Genomic DNA, 21,072 nt, shown 5'->3' on the forward strand with positions numbered 1-21,072 from the left:
CCGCCCCGCACCCGACCGGCGCCCGGGGCGCGCCGGGTCCCGCCAGCGCTCGCACCGCCCGTGCGCCCCGTACCCTGAACAGGCGAAGGACGCCGGCACCGGGCCGGCGCCGCGCCGGAGGGGGCGAGGGGGACATGGCCGAGTTCCGGATCGTCTCGCAGGACGGGTTCGACCTGAAGCGGCTCGCGGCGGCGCTCGCCGAGTCGCAGGGCTGGCCGCGCGAGCGCATCGGCATCTGGGAGAACCGGCGCGACGGCGAGGTCGTCGTCACCGTCGACGACGAGCTGCTGGCCCCTTCCACCGGCCCCGACCCGCTGACCCTGCCCATGCACACCCCCCGCGACGTGCACCGTGCCTGCGAGCTGATCCGCCGCCGCGACGGTTCGCTGCGCGGGGTGGACTTCACCGAGCTCCGCCGCGAGGCCGCCCGCTTCTTCTCCGCCGGGTGGTCGGTGGCCGACCTGCTGCACGCGCTCAGCCACCGCCCCGACGGCGCCCCGTGGCCGCGCGGCGAGGGCTACCAGGGGGTGGAGTGGCTGCGGCACCGGCTCAAGCACTGGACCACCCCCAGCGGCGACATCCGCCCCTCGGTCTCCCAGGAGACGGTGCAGATGCGCATCGTCGGCCGGGCCGGGCTTCCCGAGGACATCGGCATGCCACCCGAGGGCACCGAGGGCTCCGCGCCGCGCACCGGCCGCGCGGCCCCCGACCGGGTGCGCGCCGCCGCCGACGACGCCCGGCGGCTCATCCGCGCCGCGACCCGCACCACCAGCGACGGGCTGTCCCACCAGGAGCGCACCGCATCCCGCATCAATCGGACAACAGACCCGGAACAGTAGCTTCGGGGCACGACACCCCAGTCGGTGATGCGTTACATTCCTCCGGTAGAACCGTAACGTTGTATACGGTCCGCACCGCGGACCCGCGGCCGCGGCCCGCCGCGGCCGTCCCTCGCGTCCCGTCGCCGGGAGGGCCCATGGCCGACACGTCCCTGTCCACCCTGCTGCCCGCCGACGCCATCGTGACCGGGATCGCGGCCGAGGACTGGCGCGCGGCGATCCGCGCCGCCGGGGAGCTGCTCGTCGCCGGAGGCGTGGCGACCTCGGACTACATCGGCCAGATGCAGGCGGCGGTGGACGAGTACGGCCCCTACATCGTCATCGCGCCAGGGCTGGCCCTGGCGCACGCCCGGCCCAGCGAGGCGGTGCTGCACACCGGCATGTCCTGGGCGAGCCTGGCCCGGCCGGTGGCCTTCGGCCACCCCCAGAACGACCCCGTGGAGCTGGTCATCGGGCTGGCCGCGGTGGACCACGACGGCCACTCCGGCGCCCTGTCCCGCCTGGCGCGCATGCTGGGCGACCCCGAACGGCTGCGCGAGCTGAAGAGGATGCGCGAGCCCGAGGCGATCCACAAGGCGATCACCGAGTACGAGAGGGGCGAATAGGTGAGGATCCTCGCCGTGTGCGGCATGGGCATCGGCACCAGCGTGCTGCTGAAGGCCAACGCTGAGAAGGCCGTCCAGGACCTGGGGCTGGACGCGGAGGTGGAGGTCGCCGACATCGGGACCGCGCGCGGCGCCGCCGCCACCGCCGACCTGGTGCTCACCTCCGGTGAGCTGGCCGCGGAGCTGGGCGACGTGGGCATCCCGGTCACGGTGGTGGCCAACTTCATGGACGCCGAGGAGATCCGCCGGGCCGTCGCCGAGGCCACCGGTCGTTGATCCCCGGGGAAGCCGACGCTGAGACCACGCGCTCACGTTCCGGGTCTTCCGGGGTGCCGGTGTCCTGCCCGGTCAGGGCGGCGGCCGCCGAGCTCCGTGATCGCGGGCGCTCAAGTGGCGGCAGCGGCGGCCCGACTGGCGGGGCCACTGCCGGTGCTGTCGGCGCTGTCAGCGCTTCCGGTACTGCCGGCGCAGCCGGCGCTCCCGGGGCCGTGGCGGCGGAGCACCGTCTCGCCCCGGGGCGAGCGGCCCCTCCCCCGCACACCGACAACCCCCGTCGTGAGACGGCGCTTGTAGGGGCGTTCTCCCCGAGACCGGCGCGGTCCGTCCGCGCGGGCTCTGGAGGGCCCCGAGACCCACGGTAGTTCGGACAGGCGGGAGCCGCCCATGGACGCGATCCTCGCGATCGCCCGATTCGTCGTCAACGAGATCCTCAGCGTCCCGGCCTACATGGTCGGCCTCATCACCGCCGTCGGCCTGATCGCGCTGCGCCGCTCCGTCGGACAGGTGGTCGGCGGCGGCATCAAGGCCGTGCTGGGCTTCCTGCTCATCGGCGCCGGGGCGGGCCTGGTCACCGCCGCCCTGGAACCGCTGGGCACGATGATCCAGGGCGCGGCCGGCGCGCAGGGCGTGGTCCCCACCAACGAGGCGATCGTGGCCATCGCCCAGCAGCAGTTCGGGGCCCAGGTCGCCTGGATCATGATCGCCGGTTTCGCGCTGAGCCTGGTGCTGGCGCGGTTCACCCCGCTGCGGTACGTGTTCCTCACCGGCCACCACACCCTGTTCATGGCCACCCTGCTCACCATGGTGCTGGCGACGACCGGCCTGCCCGCCGCTGCCGCGGTCGCCCTGGGCGCGCTGCTGCTGGCGGTGGTGATGGTGTCCCTGCCCGCCCTCGCCCAGCCGTGGACCCGGGCGGTGGGCGGCGACGGCAAGATCGCCATCGGCCACTTCGGCACCCTGGGCTACGTCGCAGCGGGCGCGACCGGGCAGCTCGTCGGCAGGGGCAGCCGCAGCACCGAGGACATGAAGCTGCCCGAGGGGCTGCGCTTCCTGCGCGACTCCATGGTGGCGACGGCGCTGAGCATGGTCGTCATCTACGTGGCCGTGGCCCTGCTGTACTGGGCCCGCCAGGGCACCGCCGCGGCGCTGGAGATGTTCCCGCCCGCCGAAGGGGTCGACCCCACCGTCGGGCACTTCGTGATGGCCTCGGTGATGGAGGGGCTGCAGTTCGGGATCGGCGTCGCGGTGATCCTGTACGGCGTGCGGACCATCCTGGGCGAGCTGGTCCCGGCCTTCCAGGGCATCGCCGAACGCGTCGTACCCGGGGCGGTGCCCGCCCTGGACGCCCCGATCGTCTTCCCCTTCGCGCAGAACGCGGTGCTCGTGGGGTTCCTTGCCAGCTTCGTCGGCGGGCTGGCGACGCTGGCGTTCATGGCCTGGGTGGTCAACCCGGTGTTCGGGCTGGCGCTGATCCTCCCCGGGCTGGTGCCGCACTTCTTCACCGGCGGCGCGGCGGGCGTGTACGGCAACGCGACCGGCGGGCGCCGGGGCGCGGTGGCCGGCGCCTTCGTCAACGGCGTGATCATCACCGTGCTGCCCGCGCTGCTGCTGGGCGTGCTGGGCACGTTCGGGGAGGCGAACACGACCTTCGGGGACGCCGACTTCGGGTGGTTCGGCATCGCGGTCGGCTACTCCTTCCGGGCCGGGGACGCCGCCGGGGTGGTGCTGTCGCTGCTGGTGGCGGCGGCGCTGTTCGCGGCGGCCGTGCTGGTGCAGCGCAAGGCGGTGCTCGGGGGCTGGGACCCGGCCGCGCGCCACAAGGAGGCGCTGGAGCGCCGCAAGGCGGAGGGCGAGAGGAAGAAGGGCTCTCCCGAGTAGGCCGCCCCGGACTCGGCGCACGACGCACAGCACACGGCGCACACGGGGGCACGGTGCACGGCGGGGCACAGTGCACAGCGAAGGGGGGCGGCCCCGCAGGGCCGCCCCCCTTCCTCCCGGTTCAGGTCACAGGTGGACGGCGGGCTCGGGCGCGGCCCCGTCCTCGGCGCCCTCCTCCTTCGCTGCCGGCTTCATGAACAGGGACAGCACCGCCGCCCCCGCCATGACCGCGGCCGCCACGCTGAACGCCAGGAACAGGCCGTCCATGAACGCCAGGTGGCTCGCCCGGGTGATCGCCTCGGCGACCGCGTCGGAGGCGCCCTCCGGGATCACCGCGGAGCCCTGGGCGACCGCGCTCTGCAGCGCGGCGAGGCCCTCCCCCTCCGGCAGCTCCACCCCGGCGTCGCCGAAGTGCCCGGGCAGCGTGGCGGCCACCCGCACCGACAGCACCGCACCCAGAACCGCCGTGCCCAGCGATCCGCCCAGCTGCATCGCGGCCTGCTGCATGCCCGAGGCCACCCCGGCCAGGGAGACCGGCGCGCTGGTGAGGATCGCGGCGGTGGCGCCGGTCATCACCATGCTCAGCCCCACGCCCAGCAGCACGAAGCCGACCGAGGTGTAGACGACCCCGGTGTCGGGGGTGAGCCGGGAGAGCATGAACAGCGCGACCGAGGCGCTGACCAGGCCGCCCACGGTGGGGACGCGGGTCCCCACGGTGTCGATGAGGCGCCCGGCCGGGGTGGCGCAGATGGCCATCATCGCGGTCAGCGGGAGCAGCTGCAGCCCGGCCTGCAGCGGGGTCAGCTCCAGCACCCCCTGCAGGTAGAAGGTGATGAAGAAGAGCGACCCCATCAGCCCCAGGGCCATCAGCACCATCAGCACCACGCCGATGGAGATGGGCGCGGAGCGGAAGATGCCCAGCGGCAGCAGCGGCGCCTCGGCCTTGCGCTCCCACAGCACGAACGCGGTGCCGAAGACCAGCGAGACCGCGAGCACGATCAGCGTCTCGGAGTGGGTCCACCCCTTGACCGGGGCCTCCACCAGCGCCCAGACCAGGGCGAAGATGGCGACGCTGAGCAGGGCGATCCCGGGCAGGTCCATCCGCGAGGAGGTGTCGGTCGGGCGGTTGGGCCCCAGCAGCCACACCCCCAGGCCCAGCGCGGCCAGGCCGACCGGGATGTTGATCAGGAAGGCGGCGTGCCAGCTGAACGCCGACACCAGGATGCCGCCGACGATCGGGCCGGCCGCGGTGGCGCCGCCGATCAGGCTGCCGAACATCCCGAAGGCCCGGCCCAGCTTCTCCGGCGGGAAGCTGGAGCGCAGCAGCCCCATCGCGGCGGGGGCGATGGTGGCGCCGAACACGCCCTGCAGGATGCGGAAGGCCACCAGCGGGACCACCGCCGAGGACAGGGCGATCGCCACCGAGGTGAGCGTGAAGCCGACGACGCCGGCCATGAACACGCGGCGGTGCCCGTAGCGGTCGCCGAGCTTGCCCGCGGTGATCAGGAAGACCGCCAGGCCGAGCAGGTAGCCGTGGGTGACCCACTGCAGCTCGGCCAGGGAGGCGTCCAGGTCGGCGCCGATCGCCGGGTTGGCCACGGCCACGATGGTGCCGTCGAGGGCGACCATCATCACGCCGAAGGCGATGGCCACCAGCGTGCCCCACGGGCTGCCGCGCAGCCCCTGGCGCCGCCCCGGCGGCGCCTCCCGTGGTGCGGTCTGCGTCATGCGTCCCCCGTTCCCCCGCGGTCCGTCCCGCGGTTCCTCCCGATCCGTCGCGACCCGGCAACACTAATGGCAGCCGCTGACAGATGACAATCACTGACGAATTTTGCATCCGGCGGTATCCTCGGACCGATCGACCCGCGAAAGCGGAGGTGGCGCCGCCCCCGCACGCGCCCCCGAGCGGGGGCGCGCGGCCGAACCGGAGGAGCACGTGACGGGAATCACCGACGGATCCGGTGCGCCGGACCACCCCGGCGGACTGCGCGAGCGCAAGAAGGCCCGGACCCGCGAAGCCCTGGTGGCGGCCGCGCTGGACCTGTTCGCCGCGCGGGGCTTCGAGGCGACGACCACCGAGGAGATCGCCGCCGAGGCCGACGTCTCCCAGCGGACCCTGTTCCGCTACTTCCCGTCGAAGTACGACATCGTTCTATCGGTCTACGACGACATCGAAGAGGTCTTCATCCACAGGCTCCGGGACCGCCCACTCGACGAGCACCCCTTCACCGCCATGGCCCGGGCGGTGCAGGACACGCGCGAGGACCTGAGCGCGACCGTGGTCGCGGGCCAGCTCCGGCTGCTGCCGGTGCTGGCCGAGTCCCCCCACCTGCTCGCGGCCCGGTTCGACTCGGGCAACCGGCACACGGCGCGCCTGGAGGCCCTGATCGCCGAGCGGTGCGCGGCCTCGTCCCGCGACCTCAGGCCCCGGCTGCTGGCCTCGGTCTTCGGATGCGCCATGAAGACCGCGGTCACCCAGGCCTGCATGGTCTCCGAGCCCAGCGCCGACCGGTTCTACTCCCTCATCGAGACGGTGATGGACACGCTCGTCCCAACGCTCACCGAGCCCTGGCACCTTCCGGGCGGGAAGGAGGCGCCTCCCACAGCGGACGGCGCCGGGTCGGTGGATCAGGGGTCGGGTTCCTCATCGTCGAACACAGCGGGCGATGTTTCCATGGCGTCCTGATCAGCCGCCACCCGTTTTTCACCTGCACGGACGCGCCGAGCCCCGGCGCCGCCGACCGAGCGCGGGGCGGCTCACCCCCCGTCGCCTCCCGTCGCCCCCGGCGCGTCCCCGGTCCCGGCGGAGTCGGCGGACCCGGCAGTGTCGGCGGAGTCAGCAGTATCGGCGAAGCCGTCGCCGCGCACCCCGGGCCGGAGCCGCATCCGCCTCCACAGCAGGGCGCCCGCGGCCGCCGCCACCGCCGCCGCGCCCGCGGCGGCCACCGGACCCACCCCCCAGGTCTGCACCGCCGCCTCGGCGAGCCGACGGCTCTCCGCCTGCGGGTCGGCCAGCACGGCCAGGCTGAAGACGGCCACCAGCAGGGCCACCGCCCCGGTGAGCAGCGCCCGCTGGAGGCGCCCCGGCTCCGTGCGGCGGTTCAGCACGCGGCCCGCCTTGAGGATGCGGGAGGCCCGCAGCAGCCGCAGCGACACCGCCACCCGCGCCAGGCGCAGCATCTGCAGCGGGCCGACCACCAGCACCACCGCGAGCACGGCGGCCGCGGCCGCCAGCGTCGACCAGCGGTGCTCGCGCAGCCACGCCCGCTTGCCCTCGGCCAGCAGGAACAGCAGCCCCCATTCGGCCCACAGCACCGCACCGGCGGCGATGTTGGCCCACCGGCCCGCCACCGCCACCGCGCCGGAGCCCCAGACCTCGCAGAACACGGCGGGGACCGAGAGGAGCGCCGCCGCGACCACCACGGGGGCCATGCGGCGCTCGGCTTCACGGGCCCGGAGGTTCACCGCTCCGAATCCGTTCCCGCCGCCCATGCGAGCGAGGCTACTCCTCAGGGTCCTGCGCCTCGGCTCCGGTGTCCGCGCCGGCCGGCGCCGCCGTCCCTCCGCCCGCGTCCGGCTCGCCGCCGACCGGGGACCACCACCCCGTCTCGCGCTCCCAGCGGGCGGTGATGTCCAACAGCGCCTCGGAGGACATGGCGAAGAAGGCCCCCACCTCGTCCAGGCGGGCACCGGCAGGGGTTCCGGGCCCGAGGATGCGCGCGCATTCACGGGCCGCGTCGGCCAGGCGCAGGTTCGCCCGGATGCTCGCCTCCCACGCCCGGACCCACGCGAGCCGGTCGGCGAGGTACAGGTCGCGGCGCCCGCCCGGTACGCGCTCGCGCCGCACCAGGTCCTGTTCCTCCAGGTAGCCGACGATCTTGGACACCGACGCGGGGCTGAGTCCGAGCCGCTCGGCGAGCTCGGCGGCGGTGAGGCCGGCGTCGGCAACGAACAGGGCGGCCATGACCCGCGCCGGGGTGCGCGGCAGGCCGGTCGCCTGGAGCGGCCCGACGACGATCTCCTCGGCGCGGCGCCGCGCCCCGTCCACCGGGCCGGGGGCCCGGGACGCCGAGCGGGGCGGCGCGGCGGGGCCGCGGCGGGCGCGGCGCTCGGTCTCCTTCTGGGCGCGGTCGGGCCGGTAGTCGTTCGGCCCCCCGTTGCGCATCACCTCGCGCGTCACGGTGGAGGTGGGCCGCCCCAGCCCGCGCGCGATCCCGGCGTAGGACAGTCCGTCGCCCAGACCGCGGGCGATCCGGCGGCGCTCCTCGGGGGTGAGGCGTCCTCCGGGCATGGGCTCCCCCTTCACTCGTCGGCGGGCCGTGCCGACATGCGCGGCCCTGCACCCCATTGTGCGTTCACTCGAACTCCATTGCAACGTCATGACGACGCGAGGGTTGCATTCACCTCATCCCCACCGCAACAATTTTCTCCACAGACCAGGGACAACAGGCGATCCGACCTCCGCATGCATTGATGAGTTTTTGAATGCAACGTAGCGTTTCATTCGATCGAAACTCCGACGGGGGAGATCCACCATGACCACGGCACCGTTGCCGGAACTGCCCGAGATGCCCACCGCGCGCCCTGCCGGGCGCCCCTTCGCCCCGCCCGAGGAGCTGGCGGCGGTGCGCCCGCTGGCCCGCATCCCGCTCGCCGACGGAAGCCCGGGGTGGCTGGTCACCGGGTTCGCCGCCGCCCGCGCCGTCACCTCCGACCCGCGCTTCAGCAACCGGATGGAGCTTCAGCGCCTCGTGCTGCCCCGGGCCGGCATGCCCGACCGGATGCCGCCCGCCCCGCCGGGGATGTTCCTGCAGACCGACCCGCCCGAGCACACGCGCTACCGGCGGCTGCTCGCCGGGAGGTTCACCGTCCGCCGGATGCGCCTGCTCACCGAGGGCGTGGAGCGGACCGTCGCCGAGCACCTGGACGCCATGGAGCGCGCGGGCGGCACCGCCGACCTGGTCGCCGCCTACGCCCAGCCCATCCCCGCCCTGGTGATCTGCGAGATCCTCGGGGTCCCGACCGAGGACCACGACCGCTTCCAGGAGAACACCCGGGCCTTCAACGACCCCGCGGCCACCGCCGAGGAGATGGGCCGCGCCATGCAGGAACTGGCCGGCTACCTGCGGGACCTGGTGAACGCCAAGCGCGCCGCCCCCACCGACGACATCCTCAGCGAGCTGACCGACTCCGACCTCACCGAGGAGGAGCTGGTCAACGTGGCCACGCTGCTGCTGGGGGCCGGGCTGGACACCACCGCCAACATGATCGCGCTGGGCACCTACGCCCTGCTGCGCCACCCCGACCAGCTCGCGGTCATGCGCGACGACCCCGAGGCGGTCGACGGCGGAGTGGAGGAGCTGATGCGGTACCTGAGCATCGCGCACACCGGCCAGCGCGCCGCCCTGGAGGACGTCGAGCTGGAGGGGCACATGGTCAAGGAGGGCGACATCGTCGCCCTGTCGATGGCCGCCGCCAACCGGGACCCCGAGCGGTTCCCCGACCCCGACCGGCTCGACCTGCGGCGGGAGGCGCCCGGGCACATCGGCTTCGGGCACGGCGTCCACCAGTGCCTGGGGCAGCAGCTCGCCCGCGTGGAGATGCGGGCCGCCTTCCCCGCGCTGCTGCGGCGCTTCCCCGACCTGCGCCTCGCGGTCCCGGAGGAGGAGGTGCCGCTGCGCTCCGATTCGGACATCTACGGCGTGGACCGCCTGCCCGTGGCCTGGGGGCCGGAAGGGGCCGGGCGATGAGGATCAGCGCCGACCGCGACCGGTGCATCGGGGCGGGGATGTGCGTCCTGACCGCCGCCGACCTCTTCGACCAGGACGAGGAGGAAGGGCTGGTGCTGGTGCGCGACGGGGCGCCCGGCGCCGACCGGGAGAAGGACGTGCTCCGGGCCGCCCGCCTGTGCCCGTCCGGCGCGCTCTCGGTCACCCGCGACGCCTGAACCGGCCCGCTCCCCGGACCTCGGCGTAACGTCGGTTCATGAGCAGCAACGACCGTGTCCTCGTGGAACGCTCCGGACCGCACGCCACCATCACCATGAACCGGCCGGAACGCCGCAACGCCCTGTCCGAAGGGTTCATGGACGAGCTGACCGCGGCCTTCGAGGAGGTCGCCGCATCCGACGCGCTGGGCATCGTCCTCGCCGCGAACGGCCCGGTGTTCTCCGCCGGGCACGACTTCGCCGACCTGGCCGGCGCCGACCACGCCGCGACCCGCCGCACCCTGCTCACCTGCGCCCGGCTCATGCGCACCGTGCAGTCGGCGCCCCAGGTCGTCCTGGCCCGCGTGCACGGGCTGGCCACCGCCGCGGGGTGCCAGCTCGTCGCCACCTGCGACCTGGCCGTGGCCGGGTACAGCGCCGGGTTCGCCGCCCCCGGCGGGAAGGGCGGCTGGTTCTGCCACACCCCGATGGTCGCCGTCTCCCGCAACGTGGGGCGCAAGCGGGCCGTGGAGATGGCGCTGACCGGCGACGTCATCGACGCGGGCACCGCCGCCGAGTGGGGCCTGGTCAACCGGGCCGTCGCCGACGCCGAGCTGGAGGGGGCCGCACGCGACCTGCTGGACCGCGCCACCCGCGGCTCCCCGCGCAGCAAGGCCCTGGGCAAGCAGGCGCTCTACGCCCAGCTGGACCGGGCCGAGTCCGACGCCATGGCGTACGCGGTCGAGGTGATGGCGGCCGCCGCCCAGACACCGGAGGCCCAGGAGGGCATGGCGGCGTTCCTGGAGAAGCGCACACCGAAGTGGCCCGCTTGACCCGCCCTCCGTCCGCCACTGTGCGGGGACCGCCTCACTCCCCTGCCAGGGAGGCCGCGATCGACGTCCGCCCCGCCCGGCGCGCGGGCAGGGCGGCGGCCGCCATCGCCGCGAGCCCCGATCCGACCACGATCACGGCCAGCTGGCCGACCGGCACCGCGGGCACCGCGTCGGCGCGCATCGCGGTGATCGCCGCCAGGCCGTACACGCCGCCGACGACCGCGCCCGTGCACGCCCCGACGGCCCCCAGGACCAGCGCCTCGACCGTCAGCATCCGCCCCAGCTGCCGTCGGGTGACCCCCAGGGCGCGGAGCAGGGCCGACTCCCGGGTCCGCTCCACCACCGACAGGCTCATCGTGTTGGCGATCCCGACCAGCGAGACGAGCACGGACAGGGCCAGCAGGCCGCCGACGATCATCACCAGGTTGGACAGCGTCGCCTCCAGCTGCCGCCGGGCGTCGTCGGTGCCGGTGATGGACACGGCCGGGTGGTCCTCGGTCCCGGCCTCCACGGCGGCCCGGCCCTCCTCGGGGCTCAGCCCCGGGTCGGTGTTGATCATCAGCGCGCCGTAGCCGCGCTCCCCGAACAGGGCGGTGAAGGCTTCCGGGGCCATGGAGAACGGCGGGTAGGGCGACGCCCGGACGATCGCGGCGACCTCCAGGTCGACCGTCCGCCCGTCCCCGGTGGCAGCGCTGACCGTGTCCCCCACGCCGAGGCCGAACTCCTCGGCCCGTTCCGGAGTGACCGCGACCTGTCCGCGCCCCATCTGCTCCGGGTCCACCCCGGCGACGACCACCGGCTCCTCGAACGGGCCGCCGGGGACCACGCTCGCCAGTCCGGCCTCCTTCCCGTCCAGCTCGACCACGGCCTCGCGCTGTGCGCCGATCTCGGCGATGCCGTCGGTCCCCTGGAGCCGCTCGACCACCTCGGGCGGGATCTGCGCCTGCTCCGCCGTCCCGGGTGCCGTCACGATGAAGTCGACCGGGAGCGCATGCTCCACGCCCTTGCCCACCGACGCCGAGAAGCTCTCCGTGGCCACCGACACCCCGGACATCAGGGTCACCCCGACGGCCAGGGCGACCGCGGTGGTGGCAGCGCGGCGCGGGTTGCGGCGGGCATTGGCCACCGCGAGGCGCCCGGGGGTGCCGAACAGCCGCCGCGGGAGGAAGCCGACGACCGCCACGGCCGGGCGCACGAGCACCGGCCCCAGGGCGACCAGCCCCAGGAAGAGGACCATGCCGCCGGCCACGACGGTGGTCAGCGCCGTGGGCCCCGCGCCCAGGACCGGCACGGCCGCCGCGGTGGCCCCCGCGCCCGTCGCAGCCGCCGACAGGCCCAGCACGCCGCGCACCGAGCCGAACCGCCCGCCTTCGCGTTCACGGGTGCTGTTCAGCGCCGCGACCGGGGGCACACGCGTGGCGGCGTGCGCGGGGAGGGCCGCGGCGCCGACGGTGACGGCGAGGCCGGCGGCCAGGCTGATGGCGAGGGTCTGCGGCGTGACCGTGACCACCGAGAAGGGGATGTCGCTGCCGAAGGCCCTGAGGAGGGGGACGGCCGCGTACCCGGCACCGACCCCGGCGGCGGCTCCCAGCACCGACGCGGCGGCGCCGAGCGCGGCCGACTCGGCCAGGACGCCGCCGAACACCTGGGAGCGGGAGGCCCCCACGCAGCGCAGGAGGGCCAGCTCGCGCTTGCGCTGGGCCACCAGGATGCCGAAGGTGTTCCCGATGACCAGTCCGGAGACCAGGAGGGAGACCAGGGCGAGCACCGCCAGCCCGGCGCTGAGCAGGGCCGGGTCCACGCCGCTGCCCGCCGCCTTCGCGTCGGCCCACTCCCGGCCGGTCAGGACCTCGCGGCCCCCTTCACCGACGGCGGCGGCCACGTCGGCGCGCAGGTCCTCGGGGGCCGGGCCCGACGAGGTGACGTAGATGCCCGCGTACCCCGCCTTCCCGGTGACCGCCTTGGCCGAGGGGAGGGTGAAAACCGCCGCCCCGCGCAGGGCCATGGTGCCCTCGCCCCGGGTGTCGACCAGGCCGGTGACGGTCATATCCCGCTGCCGTCCCCGGGCGTCGAGCACGCCGACCGTGTCGCCGACGGCCGCGCCCGCGTCCTCCGCGGTCGACGCGGCCAGCGCGACCTCGTCGTCGGCGCCGGGGGCCCTGCCCTCCGCCAGGGAGGTGCGCAGGGTGACCGAGGCGGCGACGGGCTTCTGGCGCAGGGGGCGGCCGTCGGCTCCGAGCAGGGTGGCCTGCCCTTCCACGGCTCCTTGGGCGCGCTCGACGCCGTCGAGCGCCGCCAGCTCGTCCACCGCCTCCTGGGGCAGTTCGCGCAGGCCGCTGGTGGCGAGCACGGCCACGTCGACGTCGGCGGTGTTGGCGGTGACCGTCCGTTCGGCGTCCGCGCGCAGGGTGTCGCCGAGGACGAGGGTCCCGGCGGTGAAGGCCACCCCGAGCACGGTCGCCAGGGCCGCCATGGCCAGCCGCGCCTTATGGGCGCGGAGCCCGGCGAGCGTCGTCCTCCACACTGGCATCACCCTTCCGGCATCGCTGCGAGCGCGGAGGCGCGGTGCCCCGCCGCCGCTTCTTCGGCATTGCGGCGACGGTAGTCAGGAGGCTTCGCCGGCGGGATCGGCCGATCGGCCGAATGGATTCACGGGGGCCTCGTCCTCGTGGACGACCCCCTGCGCCGACCCCGGCAGGGCCGTATAAGGCTGGACTCAGGCCTGCCGGACCGGGCGGGCTCCCCGGTCGGGGACCAGGGCGGCGCCGCGGTCGGCGAGCCATCCCAGGGCGCGTTCCAACGGCCCCCGGCCCAGCGTCAGTTTCCACAGCGTGCACAGCACCAGCGCCGCGACGACGAAGGCCTCCCACCGGAACGGGGCCGTGTCCTGGAAGGACATGCCGCCGATCGCCATGACCACGATGTGCCCGGCGTACACCGTCAGCGCCATGGACCCGGCGGCCGACAGCGGGTACACCAGCACCCGCGCGCGCTCGGCCGCGTACAGGCAGGCCACCAGCACCATCAGGGACGTGCCGATCGCGCCCACGGCCTCGTAGCTGGTGCCGCTGTGCGGGCTGGCGATGAGCAGCCACAGCGGGGAGTCCGTCGGGACCTGCCCGTGCATGTTGTCCAGCTCCCCCACGACCCACTCGCGCATGGGCGCCAGCTCGGAGGCGTTCAGGGCGCTGGTCCCCCAGGTCGACGCCGCGAGGTCGGTGGCCAGCCGGTCGACCCCGCCCAGGGGGAACAGCAGCAGCCACGAGCCGCCGTAGCCGAGCAGGGCCAGCGCGGCGCCGGTGCCCAGCATGCCCAGGCGCACGCGGGTCGCGTTCAGGTCCATCCGGCCCACCGCCATGCCCGCCACCACGAACGCCATGAACGTGAACGCCGGGTAGTAGCCCGTGAGGAGGAGGTCGGTGACGCCGCCGATGGAGTTCTCCCGGAAGCCCTGATCGTCCATGGCCGAGCGCAGCAGGAACGACGCCTGCGGGCCGATCAGCGCGATCGCCGCCGCCGTGCAGCCCAGCGCGACGGGGCCCAGGGTGAGCAGCGGCAGGGCCAGGACGAAGAACCCGGCGTAGTAGGCCAGGATGACCGCGACGGGGGCGCCGAGCAGGTCCAGGAACATCCCGAGCAGGGCCAGCACCACCGCGCGCACCAGGATGCGCGCCACGGGGCGCTGCAGGGCCAGGCCGGGCAGGGGCCGGTTCCTGCCGGTCATCAGTGCCAGGGACACCCCGGCGAGGAAGGCGAAAAGCGCCGAGGAGCGGCCGCGGGTCAGGCCGTGGAAGGCCTCGGCCGCCTCGTCGCCCGCCAGTCCGGCGAGGCCGAGCGAACCGATGCCGAGGTGCACGGTGAGCATGCCGAAGACGGCGAGGGCGCGCGCGGCGTCGATCCCGGCGATGCGCTCGCGCGGCGCGGGCGCCGCCGGCCCGTCGGGGAGGCGGGGGTCCTGGGGCGGTGTCACGACGCCCACCCTAGGAGGTATTGCGGTGTTTTGGGGCGGTCGACGGGGACCGGTTCCCCGGTCCCCGTCCGCCGCTCAGTCCTCGCCGCGCGCGAGCTTCGAGAAGTAGTCCAGTGCCTCGGGGTCGGCCAGGGAGTCGCGGCTGGCCACCTTCTCGGCGGGCTCGCCCATCAGGATGCGCTTGACCGGCACCTCCAGCACCTTGCCGGACAGTGTGCGCGGGACCTGGGCGATGGCCCGTACCGAGTCCGGGACGTGCCGGGGCGAGCAGTCCTCGCGGATGCGGCGCGCGATGGCCTTGGTGAGCGCCTCGTCCAGTTCGGCGCCCTCGCGCAGGACGGTGAACAGCTCGATGCGCGAGCCGCCGTCCTCCTGGGGGACGTCCACCACGAGGGCGTCGACGATCTCGTCCAGGGACAGCACCGCGCGGTAGATCTCGCTGGTGCCCATGCGCACCCCGCCCCGGTTGATGGTGGAGTCGGAGCGGCCGTAGATGACGGCGGTGCCGCGGTCGGTGATGGAGATCCAGTCGCCGTGCCGCCACACCCCCGGGTACATGGAGAAGTAGCTGTCGCGCAGGCGCTCCCCGTCCTCGTCGCCCCAGAAGTACAGCGGCATGGACGGCGCGGGCTCGGTGACGACCAGCTCGCCGACCTCGCCGGTCAGCTCCTTGCCGTCGGGGTCCCAGGCGGCCACCGCCATGCCCAGCGACCGGGCCTGGATCTCCCCCTCGTACACCGGCAGGGTGGGCACGCCGCCCACCAGGCAGCTGCAGATGTCGGTGCCGCCGCTGGTGGAGAAGAGCCACAGCCCGTCGCCGAACTCGCGGTAGCACCAGTCGAACCCCTCGGGGCTGAGCGGCGAGCCGGTGGAGCCGATGGCGTGCAGCGCCGACAGGTCCCGGCCCTGCGTGGGGTGGATGTCGGCCTTCATGCAGGTGGACAGGTACCCGGCGCTGGTGCCGAAGACGGTGACCCCGGCGCGCTCGGCCAGGTCCCACAGGGTGCCCAGGTCGGGGTGGCCGGGGTTGCCGTCGAACAGGACGATGGAGGCCCGGGTGAGCAGCACGCTCACCAGGAAGTTCCACATCATCCACCCGGTGGTGGTGAACCAGAACACCCGGTCGGTCTCCTGGGCGTCCAGGTGGAGGTGGAGGTTCTTGAGCTGCTCCAGCAGGATGCCGCCGTGGCCCTGCACGATGGCCTTGGGCAGCCCGGTCGTGCCGGAGGAGTAGAGCACCCACAGCGGGTGGTCGAAGGGGACCCGCTCGAACTCCAGGCCGGCGCCCTCTCCGGCGCGCTCCAGCGCCTCCCAGGACAGGGCGTCCTCGGGCACCTCGTCGCCCAGGTAGGGCAGGACGACGGTGTGCTCCAGGCCGGGCAGCTGCGCCCGCAGCTCGCGCACCGTGTCGGAGCGGTCGAAGTCCTTGCCGCCGTAGCGGTAGCCGTCGACGGTCAGCAGCACCTTCGGTTCGATCTGGGCGAAGCGGTCGATGACGCTGCGCACGCCGAAGTCGGGCGAGCAGGAGGACCAGACCGCTCCGATGGAGGCGCAGGCGTAGAACGCGGCGGCCGTCTCGGCGATGTTGGGCAGGTAGGCGGCGACCCGGTCGCCGGGGCCCACCCCGAGGCGGCGCAGCCCGGCCGCGATGGCGGCGGTGCGGCGCTTGAGCTCGCCCCAGGTCCACTCGCCGAGGACGCGCAGCTCGGAGGCGTGGCGGATGGCCACGGCGTCGTCGTCGCGGTCGGCGAAGATGTGCTCGGCGTAGTTGAGGCGGGTGCCGGGGAACCAGCGCGCTCCGGGCATGGACCGCTCGGCGAGGACCTCGGCGGGCGGGGTAGAGGAGCGGACGCCGTAGTAGTCCCACACGGCCGACCAGAACCCGTCGAGGTCGGTGGTGGACCAGCGCCAGAGGGAGTCGTAGTCGCCTTCGTCGACGGCCGCCCCCCGCTCCTCGCGCACCCAGCGGGCGAACGCGGTGATGTTGGACCGTTCCCGCCGTTCGGTGTCGGGGGTCCAGAGCACGGGGGGTGGTGGCTGCGTCATTGCTGGCGCCCTCCTCATGTCACGCAGGCGAGCGGTCGGCCGCGCCCGCCGGTCAGGCGGGGCCGCCGCTGTGATGTGACGCCCATCTAACAACACGGTCGGAGTGTCGCGCATCACGGGGGTCGGTGAGCCCGACCGGCGAAGCGCAGGTGGAGGGGGCCCTGGAGGCGTCCCGCCGCGACACAGCCTGACGGCGGGACGGAACGGCCGCCATGGCGATCGGGCACACAGAGGACCGAAGGGAGATGGCGCGACGGGCCACGGCTAACGAAAGGCCGTGGGAAGGCCGTCGCGCATGTGGTCGTCCGGTGCCGGCGTCCGCACGGGCCACGGCAGAGCGGGCACATTCACGTAGTCCCCCATCGCCCCTTCGGAGGTCTCCCTGTACTCCTCCTGCTCAGGCGCGCTGTAGAGGATCCACGGGTCGCCACTCTGCCGAACGATCAGGTAGCAGGGGACACCCAGCCGCGCGTACAGCTCCTTTTTCGCCTTCTCATCACGGATGCGGGAGGAGGGTGACACGACCTCGACGACGAGCAGGACCTGTGCGCCAGGACGCATCCCCGAGGCGGGGAGCCGTGTCCCTTCCTCGAAGACCGCTACGTCCGGCCGTGGATCGTCGTTGCTCCCGGAGAACCGGACGGGAGCGCTCATTGCGGCCGGATGCCCGTTGTGGCGCGCCTGCAGCAGGATGTCCAGTTGTATCTCCTGGTGCAGCTGACCCGGCGACGGCGGAATGATGACCTCCCCATCGATGAACTCATAGCGGATGTCGTGCTGGTCCAACAGCTCCGTGACCTTCACCGACCCCACCCTCTTCGAGGTCCCGAGCGGCGACGCGGGCGGACCAGAGGGGCGGGCCCCACCGACTCCGCCGCAGATCGCCGCAGATCGCCGCCCCTGCGTCGTTGCTCTCGGGAAAAGCGTCCCTGAAACGTGGGCCGACGGCGCCCTTTCTCCCGAGATCGACGCGGAGCACACCAGCTTGTCCGCGCGCCCCCTTACACAGTGGCGCCGCGGCTGAGGACCGTCGCCTCCAGGTCCGGCACCATCGCCTCCACCGCCGCGGCGGAGAACGCCTCAGGCACCAGGGCCGCCATGCCCTCGGGCAGTGCCCCCAGCAGCGGCGCTCCGGCCTCCACGGGAAGATCTCCGAGGTTGCACCGCTCGGCCAGGCCCGGCTCCCGGGGCCAGCTGCCGATCACCACCCCCGCACACATGATCCGCCGGGCGCGCAGCGCCTCGGCCGTCAACGCCGTCTCGTTGAGCGTCCCCAGGCCCGCGCGCGCGACCAGCAGGACCGGGGCCGACAGGGACGCGGCCACGTCGGCCAGGGTCGACCCCCGCTCGTCGAAGCGCACCAGCAGCCCGCCCGCGCCTTCGACCAGCACCAGGTCGTGGCCCTCGTCCTCCAGCTCCGCGGCGGCCCGCGCCGCCCGCTCGGCGGGCAGCCCCGGCATCCCGGCCCGGCGGGCGGCGGTGGCCGGGGCCAGCGGGTCGGGGTAGCGGACCAGCTCCCGCACGGTCGTGCCCGGGGCCAGGCGGGCGACCTCGTCGGCGTCCCCCGGCTCGCCCGGCCGCACCCCGGTCTGCGCCGGTTTGAGCACGGCGACCCGCCGCCCCGCCCGCAGGGCGAGGGCCGCGAGCGCGGCCGTGCACACGGTCTTGCCCACCCCGGTCCCGGTCCCGGCGACCGCCATCACCCTCATGCGGTCGCCTTGAGGGAGGCCTCGGCCGCGACGAGCATGCCCCCGGTGACGGCCTCCAGGTCGGAGGTGTCGCAGATGTAGGGCGGCATCGCGTAGACGTGATTGCGGAAGGGCCGCAGCCAGCACCCGGCTTCGACGGCGGCGCGCGTGGCGGCCGCCATGTCCACGGGCCGGTCCAGCTCGATCACCCCGATCGCGCCCAGGACGCGCACGTCGCGCACGCCGGGCAGGGCGCGCGCGGGGGCCAGCCCGTCGCGCAGCCCCCGCTCGACCCGGGCGACGTCGCCGCGCCAGTCGCCGCCGGTCAGCAGGCCGACGCTCGCCGCCGCGACCGCGCACGCCAGCGGGTTCCCCATGAAGGTGGGCCCATGGGCGAGCACCGGCACCTCCCCCTCCGAGATGCCGCGTGCCACCTCCGGCGTGCACAGGGCGGCGGCGAGCGTCAGGTATCCGCCGGTCAGCGCCTTGCCCACGCACATCACGTCGGGGACGACCCCGGCGTGTCCGGCGGCGAACATGGAGCCGGTCCGGCCGAAGCCGGTGGCGATCTCGTCGAACACCAGCAGCAGGCCGTGCTCGCGGGTGATGCGGCGCAGCTCGCGCAGGTAGCCGGGGCTGTGGAAGCGCATGCCGCCGGCCCCTTGCACCACCGGCTCCACGATGACCGCCGCCAGCTCGCCGGCGTGCGCGGCGACCAGCCGCTCCAGCCCGGCGACGTAGGCGGGGTCCGGGGCGGCGCCGAACCCCTCGGGCGGGGCGTCGGCGAAGACCTGCCGGGGCAGGACGTCGCCCCACAGGGCGTGCATCCCGCCCTCGGGGTCGCACACCGACATGGCGTGGAAGGTGTCCCCGTGGTACCCGCCGCGCCAGGTCAGGATGCGGCGCCGCTCGGGGCGGCCCTGGGAGCGCTGGTACTGCAGGCACATCTTGAGCGCGACCTCAACCGACACCGACCCGGAGTCGGCGAGGAAGACGTGGCGCAGGTCACCGGGGGCGGAGGCGGCCAGCAGGGCCGCCAGGCGGGCGGCGGGCTCGTGGGTGAGGCCGCCGAACATGACGTGTCCGAACCGGTCGAGCTGGGTGCGGGCGGCCGCGTCGAGGACGGGGTGGCGGTACCCGTGGATGGCGGACCACCAGGACGCCATGCCGTCGACGACCTCCCGCTCGCGGCCGTCGTCGCCGACGAGGCGCAGGCGTGTGCCGTAGGCGTCGGCGACGACGTAGGGGGCACCGGCGGCGCCGGGGCCCACGGACGAGTAGGGGTGCCAGAGCAGGTCGCGGTCGACCTCGCGGACCCACTCGGCGGCGGCGCCGTTCGCGGCGGCCTCGGCGCCGTCGGGGGCGGGTCGGGGCGGAGACGTCATACCCGCACATCCTTCCGGGGGCCCGGCGGCGGGGCGATGCTCCCTCCCACAGAGTTGGGCGGGGGAGGTTTGTGCGTTCCCGTGCATGACGAGGGGACCGGAGGCATGTGAGGCTCCACGTGACCGTTTTCCAGGCGGTCCGGGCGGGCGGCGGTACCCCGCCGCCCGCCCGTGGGGACCGGCCGCGGGGCGCCCCACGACCCGACCGGACCGGCGGTCCGCCCGACCGATCGTCATCCCGGTGGGCCCCGCCCCAGAGCAGGAAGGCGGCCCCGACCGTGAACGCGACGACCGACGACACCGCCCCTGTGCCGCCGTTCGGGTGGCTCGCCGGGGCCGCTCGGGAGCGGGCCTCCGCCGGGCTCACCCGGGTCCTTCGACCGCGCCCCCACGACGAGGACGTCCTCGACCTGGCCTCCAACGACTACCTCGGGCTCGCCCGCCACCCGCGGGTCACCGAAGCCGCCGCGAAGGCCGCCCGGCGCTGGGGCGCCGGAGCGACCGGGTCGCGTCTGGTCACCGGCGACACGTTGCTCCACCGCGCGCTGGAAGACGAGCTCGCCGACTTCTACGGCACCGAGTCAGCCCTCGTCTTCTCCTCCGGCTACGCCGCCAACCTCGCCATGGTCACCGCGCTCTCCGGGCGCGGCGCGCACCTGGTGTGCGACCGCCTGAACCACGCCTCCCTCATCGACGCCGCACGGCTGGCCAAGGCGGCGGGCGCCCACGTCTCGCTGTTCGACCACGCCGACCCGGGTTCGGCCGCCCGGGAGCTGAAGACCGCCCGCGACCGGTCCGCCCTCGAACGCCGTCTCGTCGTGTCCGACACCGTCTTCTCCGTGGACGGCGACCTGACCGACCTGCCCGGCCTGTCCGACGCCTGCCGGAGCGCGGGCGCCGCACTGCTGCTGGACGACGCCCACGGCCTCGGCGTCGTCGGGCACGGCGGCGCGGGCGCCCTCACGGCCGCGGGACTGCGCGGCGCCGAGGACGCGGTGGTCTCGGTGACGCTGTCCAAGTCCCTGGGAGCGCAGGGCGGCGCCGTCCTGGGGCCGTCCTGCGTCATCCGCCACCTGGTGGAGACGGCGCGCACGTTCATCTTCGACACCGGTCTGGCCCCCGCGTCGGCCGGTGCGGCCCTTGAGGCGCTGCGGTTGATCCGCGCCGACGCGGGACTCGCCGGGCGCCTGAGGGACCGCGCCCGCGCGCTCTCCACCGGCCTGGCCGCGCACGGTCTGCAGGTCTCCTCCCCCGACGGCGCCGTCGTCTCGGTGACGGCGGACTCGCCCGACGCGTGCACGCGCTGGGCCCGCCGATGCGCGGAGAAGGGTGTGCGGGTGGGGTGCTTCCGCCCACCGTCGGTCCCGGACGGCCGCCCCCGCCTACGCCTGACGGCCAGGGCCGACCTGTCCCCGACCGACATCGCCCACGCGGTCGCCACGGTGGCGCACTGCCGCCCCGATCCCCCATTGATCTCGGGAAGAACGCCCCTGTAGCCGCGCTCTCAAGCTTCGGGTCGCCACGATTCGGCGGGCGGCTGGGCAGGTACCCCGCTTGAGGGCCCCAGCCGAGCGGCAGGCCGACGGAGCACACCGATAAGGGCGCCAACGAGAACAGGCCAGC

General features: G+C 74.5%; 18 protein-coding genes. 9 read left to right on the forward strand and 9 right to left on the reverse strand.

Annotated elements, in window-relative coordinates; genetic code table 11:
* Nucleotides 1–134 precede the first annotated feature (134 nt).
* The 4 genes from O4J56_RS16045 (at nucleotide 135) to O4J56_RS16060 (ending at nucleotide 3,601) form a co-directional block, all read left to right on the forward strand.
* A complete protein-coding gene (locus O4J56_RS16045; protein ID WP_270686622.1) occupies nucleotides 135–839 on the forward strand; it encodes a hypothetical protein in 705 nt (234 codons plus the stop codon).
* 137 nt (nucleotides 840–976) lie between these two features.
* Nucleotides 977–1,444, forward strand: a complete 468-nt coding sequence (locus O4J56_RS16050) for a PTS sugar transporter subunit IIA (protein WP_270686623.1) — start codon at nucleotides 977–979, stop codon at nucleotides 1,442–1,444.
* Nucleotides 1,445–1,720 (forward strand): PTS sugar transporter subunit IIB, encoded by a 276-nt coding sequence (locus tag O4J56_RS16055; RefSeq protein ID WP_270686625.1) that lies wholly within the window; start codon nucleotides 1,445–1,447, stop codon nucleotides 1,718–1,720.
* Nucleotides 1,721–2,107: 387 nt separating this feature from the next.
* Complete coding sequence (locus tag O4J56_RS16060) at nucleotides 2,108–3,601, forward strand: PTS ascorbate transporter subunit IIC (protein ID WP_270686626.1); 1,494 nt, start codon at nucleotides 2,108–2,110, stop codon at nucleotides 3,599–3,601.
* A gap of 126 nt (nucleotides 3,602–3,727) precedes the next feature.
* Here O4J56_RS16060 and O4J56_RS16065 read toward each other — a convergent pair whose 3' ends face one another.
* The gene (locus tag O4J56_RS16065) at nucleotides 3,728–5,329 is read right to left on the reverse strand and encodes an MFS transporter (RefSeq protein ID WP_270686627.1); all 1,602 of its coding nucleotides are present in this window, start codon (nucleotides 5,327–5,329) and stop codon (nucleotides 3,728–3,730) included.
* A gap of 208 nt (nucleotides 5,330–5,537) precedes the next feature.
* Between O4J56_RS16065 and O4J56_RS16070 the strand changes: the two genes are divergently transcribed.
* Entirely contained in the window at nucleotides 5,538–6,287 is a 750-nt protein-coding gene (locus O4J56_RS16070) for a TetR/AcrR family transcriptional regulator (RefSeq protein WP_270686629.1), read from the forward strand.
* A 71-nt stretch (nucleotides 6,288–6,358) separates the two neighbouring features.
* Here O4J56_RS16070 and O4J56_RS16075 read toward each other — a convergent pair whose 3' ends face one another.
* Both O4J56_RS16075 and O4J56_RS16080 read right to left on the reverse strand, forming a co-directional pair.
* Entirely contained in the window at nucleotides 6,359–7,093 is a 735-nt protein-coding gene (locus O4J56_RS16075; protein ID WP_270686630.1) for a hypothetical protein, read from the reverse strand.
* A gap of 10 nt (nucleotides 7,094–7,103) precedes the next feature.
* On the reverse strand, nucleotides 7,104–7,892 hold the full coding sequence (locus O4J56_RS16080; protein ID WP_270686631.1) for a GbsR/MarR family transcriptional regulator: 789 nt from the start codon (nucleotides 7,890–7,892) through the stop codon (nucleotides 7,104–7,106).
* A gap of 244 nt (nucleotides 7,893–8,136) precedes the next feature.
* Between O4J56_RS16080 and O4J56_RS16085 the strand changes: the two genes are divergently transcribed.
* The 3 genes from O4J56_RS16085 to O4J56_RS16095 are packed head-to-tail and all read left to right on the forward strand — an operon-like array spanning nucleotide 8,137 to nucleotide 10,360.
* On the forward strand, nucleotides 8,137–9,351 hold the full coding sequence (locus O4J56_RS16085) for a cytochrome P450 (protein WP_270686632.1): 1,215 nt from the start codon (nucleotides 8,137–8,139) through the stop codon (nucleotides 9,349–9,351).
* Nucleotides 9,348–9,548, forward strand: a complete 201-nt coding sequence (locus tag O4J56_RS16090) for a ferredoxin (RefSeq protein ID WP_270686633.1) — start codon at nucleotides 9,348–9,350, stop codon at nucleotides 9,546–9,548. Before O4J56_RS16085 ends, O4J56_RS16090 begins: the two co-directional genes overlap by 4 nt.
* A 38-nt stretch (nucleotides 9,549–9,586) precedes the next feature.
* Nucleotides 9,587–10,360: an enoyl-CoA hydratase-related protein gene (locus O4J56_RS16095; RefSeq protein ID WP_270686634.1), complete on the forward strand. Its 774-nt coding sequence runs from the start codon at nucleotides 9,587–9,589 to the stop codon at nucleotides 10,358–10,360.
* 34 nt (nucleotides 10,361–10,394) lie between these two features.
* Here O4J56_RS16095 and O4J56_RS16100 read toward each other — a convergent pair whose 3' ends face one another.
* The 6 genes from O4J56_RS16100 to O4J56_RS16125 all read right to left on the reverse strand — a co-directional run bounded on the left by O4J56_RS16100 (nucleotide 10,395) and on the right by O4J56_RS16125 (nucleotide 19,449).
* On the reverse strand, nucleotides 10,395–12,890 hold the full coding sequence (locus tag O4J56_RS16100) for an FtsX-like permease family protein (RefSeq protein WP_270686635.1): 2,496 nt from the start codon (nucleotides 12,888–12,890) through the stop codon (nucleotides 10,395–10,397).
* A gap of 186 nt (nucleotides 12,891–13,076) precedes the next feature.
* The gene (locus O4J56_RS16105) at nucleotides 13,077–14,330 is read right to left on the reverse strand and encodes a heparan-alpha-glucosaminide N-acetyltransferase domain-containing protein (protein WP_270686636.1); all 1,254 of its coding nucleotides are present in this window, start codon (nucleotides 14,328–14,330) and stop codon (nucleotides 13,077–13,079) included.
* Between the two features lie 75 nt (nucleotides 14,331–14,405).
* The gene (locus O4J56_RS16110; protein ID WP_270686637.1) at nucleotides 14,406–16,376 is read right to left on the reverse strand and encodes an acetoacetate--CoA ligase; all 1,971 of its coding nucleotides are present in this window, start codon (nucleotides 16,374–16,376) and stop codon (nucleotides 14,406–14,408) included.
* 264 nt (nucleotides 16,377–16,640) lie between these two features.
* Complete coding sequence (locus O4J56_RS16115) at nucleotides 16,641–17,180, reverse strand: Uma2 family endonuclease (RefSeq protein WP_270686638.1); 540 nt, start codon at nucleotides 17,178–17,180, stop codon at nucleotides 16,641–16,643.
* Nucleotides 17,181–17,377: 197 nt separating this feature from the next.
* Nucleotides 17,378–18,085, reverse strand: a complete 708-nt coding sequence (gene bioD / locus O4J56_RS16120) for a dethiobiotin synthase (protein ID WP_270686639.1) — start codon at nucleotides 18,083–18,085, stop codon at nucleotides 17,378–17,380.
* Nucleotides 18,082–19,449, reverse strand: a complete 1,368-nt coding sequence (locus O4J56_RS16125) for an adenosylmethionine--8-amino-7-oxononanoate transaminase (RefSeq protein ID WP_270686641.1) — start codon at nucleotides 19,447–19,449, stop codon at nucleotides 18,082–18,084. The genes bioD and O4J56_RS16125 overlap by 4 nt, the downstream gene beginning before the upstream one ends.
* A gap of 278 nt (nucleotides 19,450–19,727) precedes the next feature.
* On the opposite strand from O4J56_RS16125, the gene O4J56_RS16130 reads away from it, so the two are divergent.
* Entirely contained in the window at nucleotides 19,728–20,945 is a 1,218-nt protein-coding gene (locus tag O4J56_RS16130; RefSeq protein ID WP_270686643.1) for an 8-amino-7-oxononanoate synthase, read from the forward strand.
* The last annotated feature ends 127 nt before the right edge of the window (nucleotides 20,946–21,072 follow it).

It is taken from the genome of Nocardiopsis endophytica (genome assembly GCF_027706725.1).
Classification (GTDB): Bacteria; Actinomycetota; Actinomycetes; order Streptosporangiales; family Streptosporangiaceae; genus Nocardiopsis_A; species Nocardiopsis_A endophytica.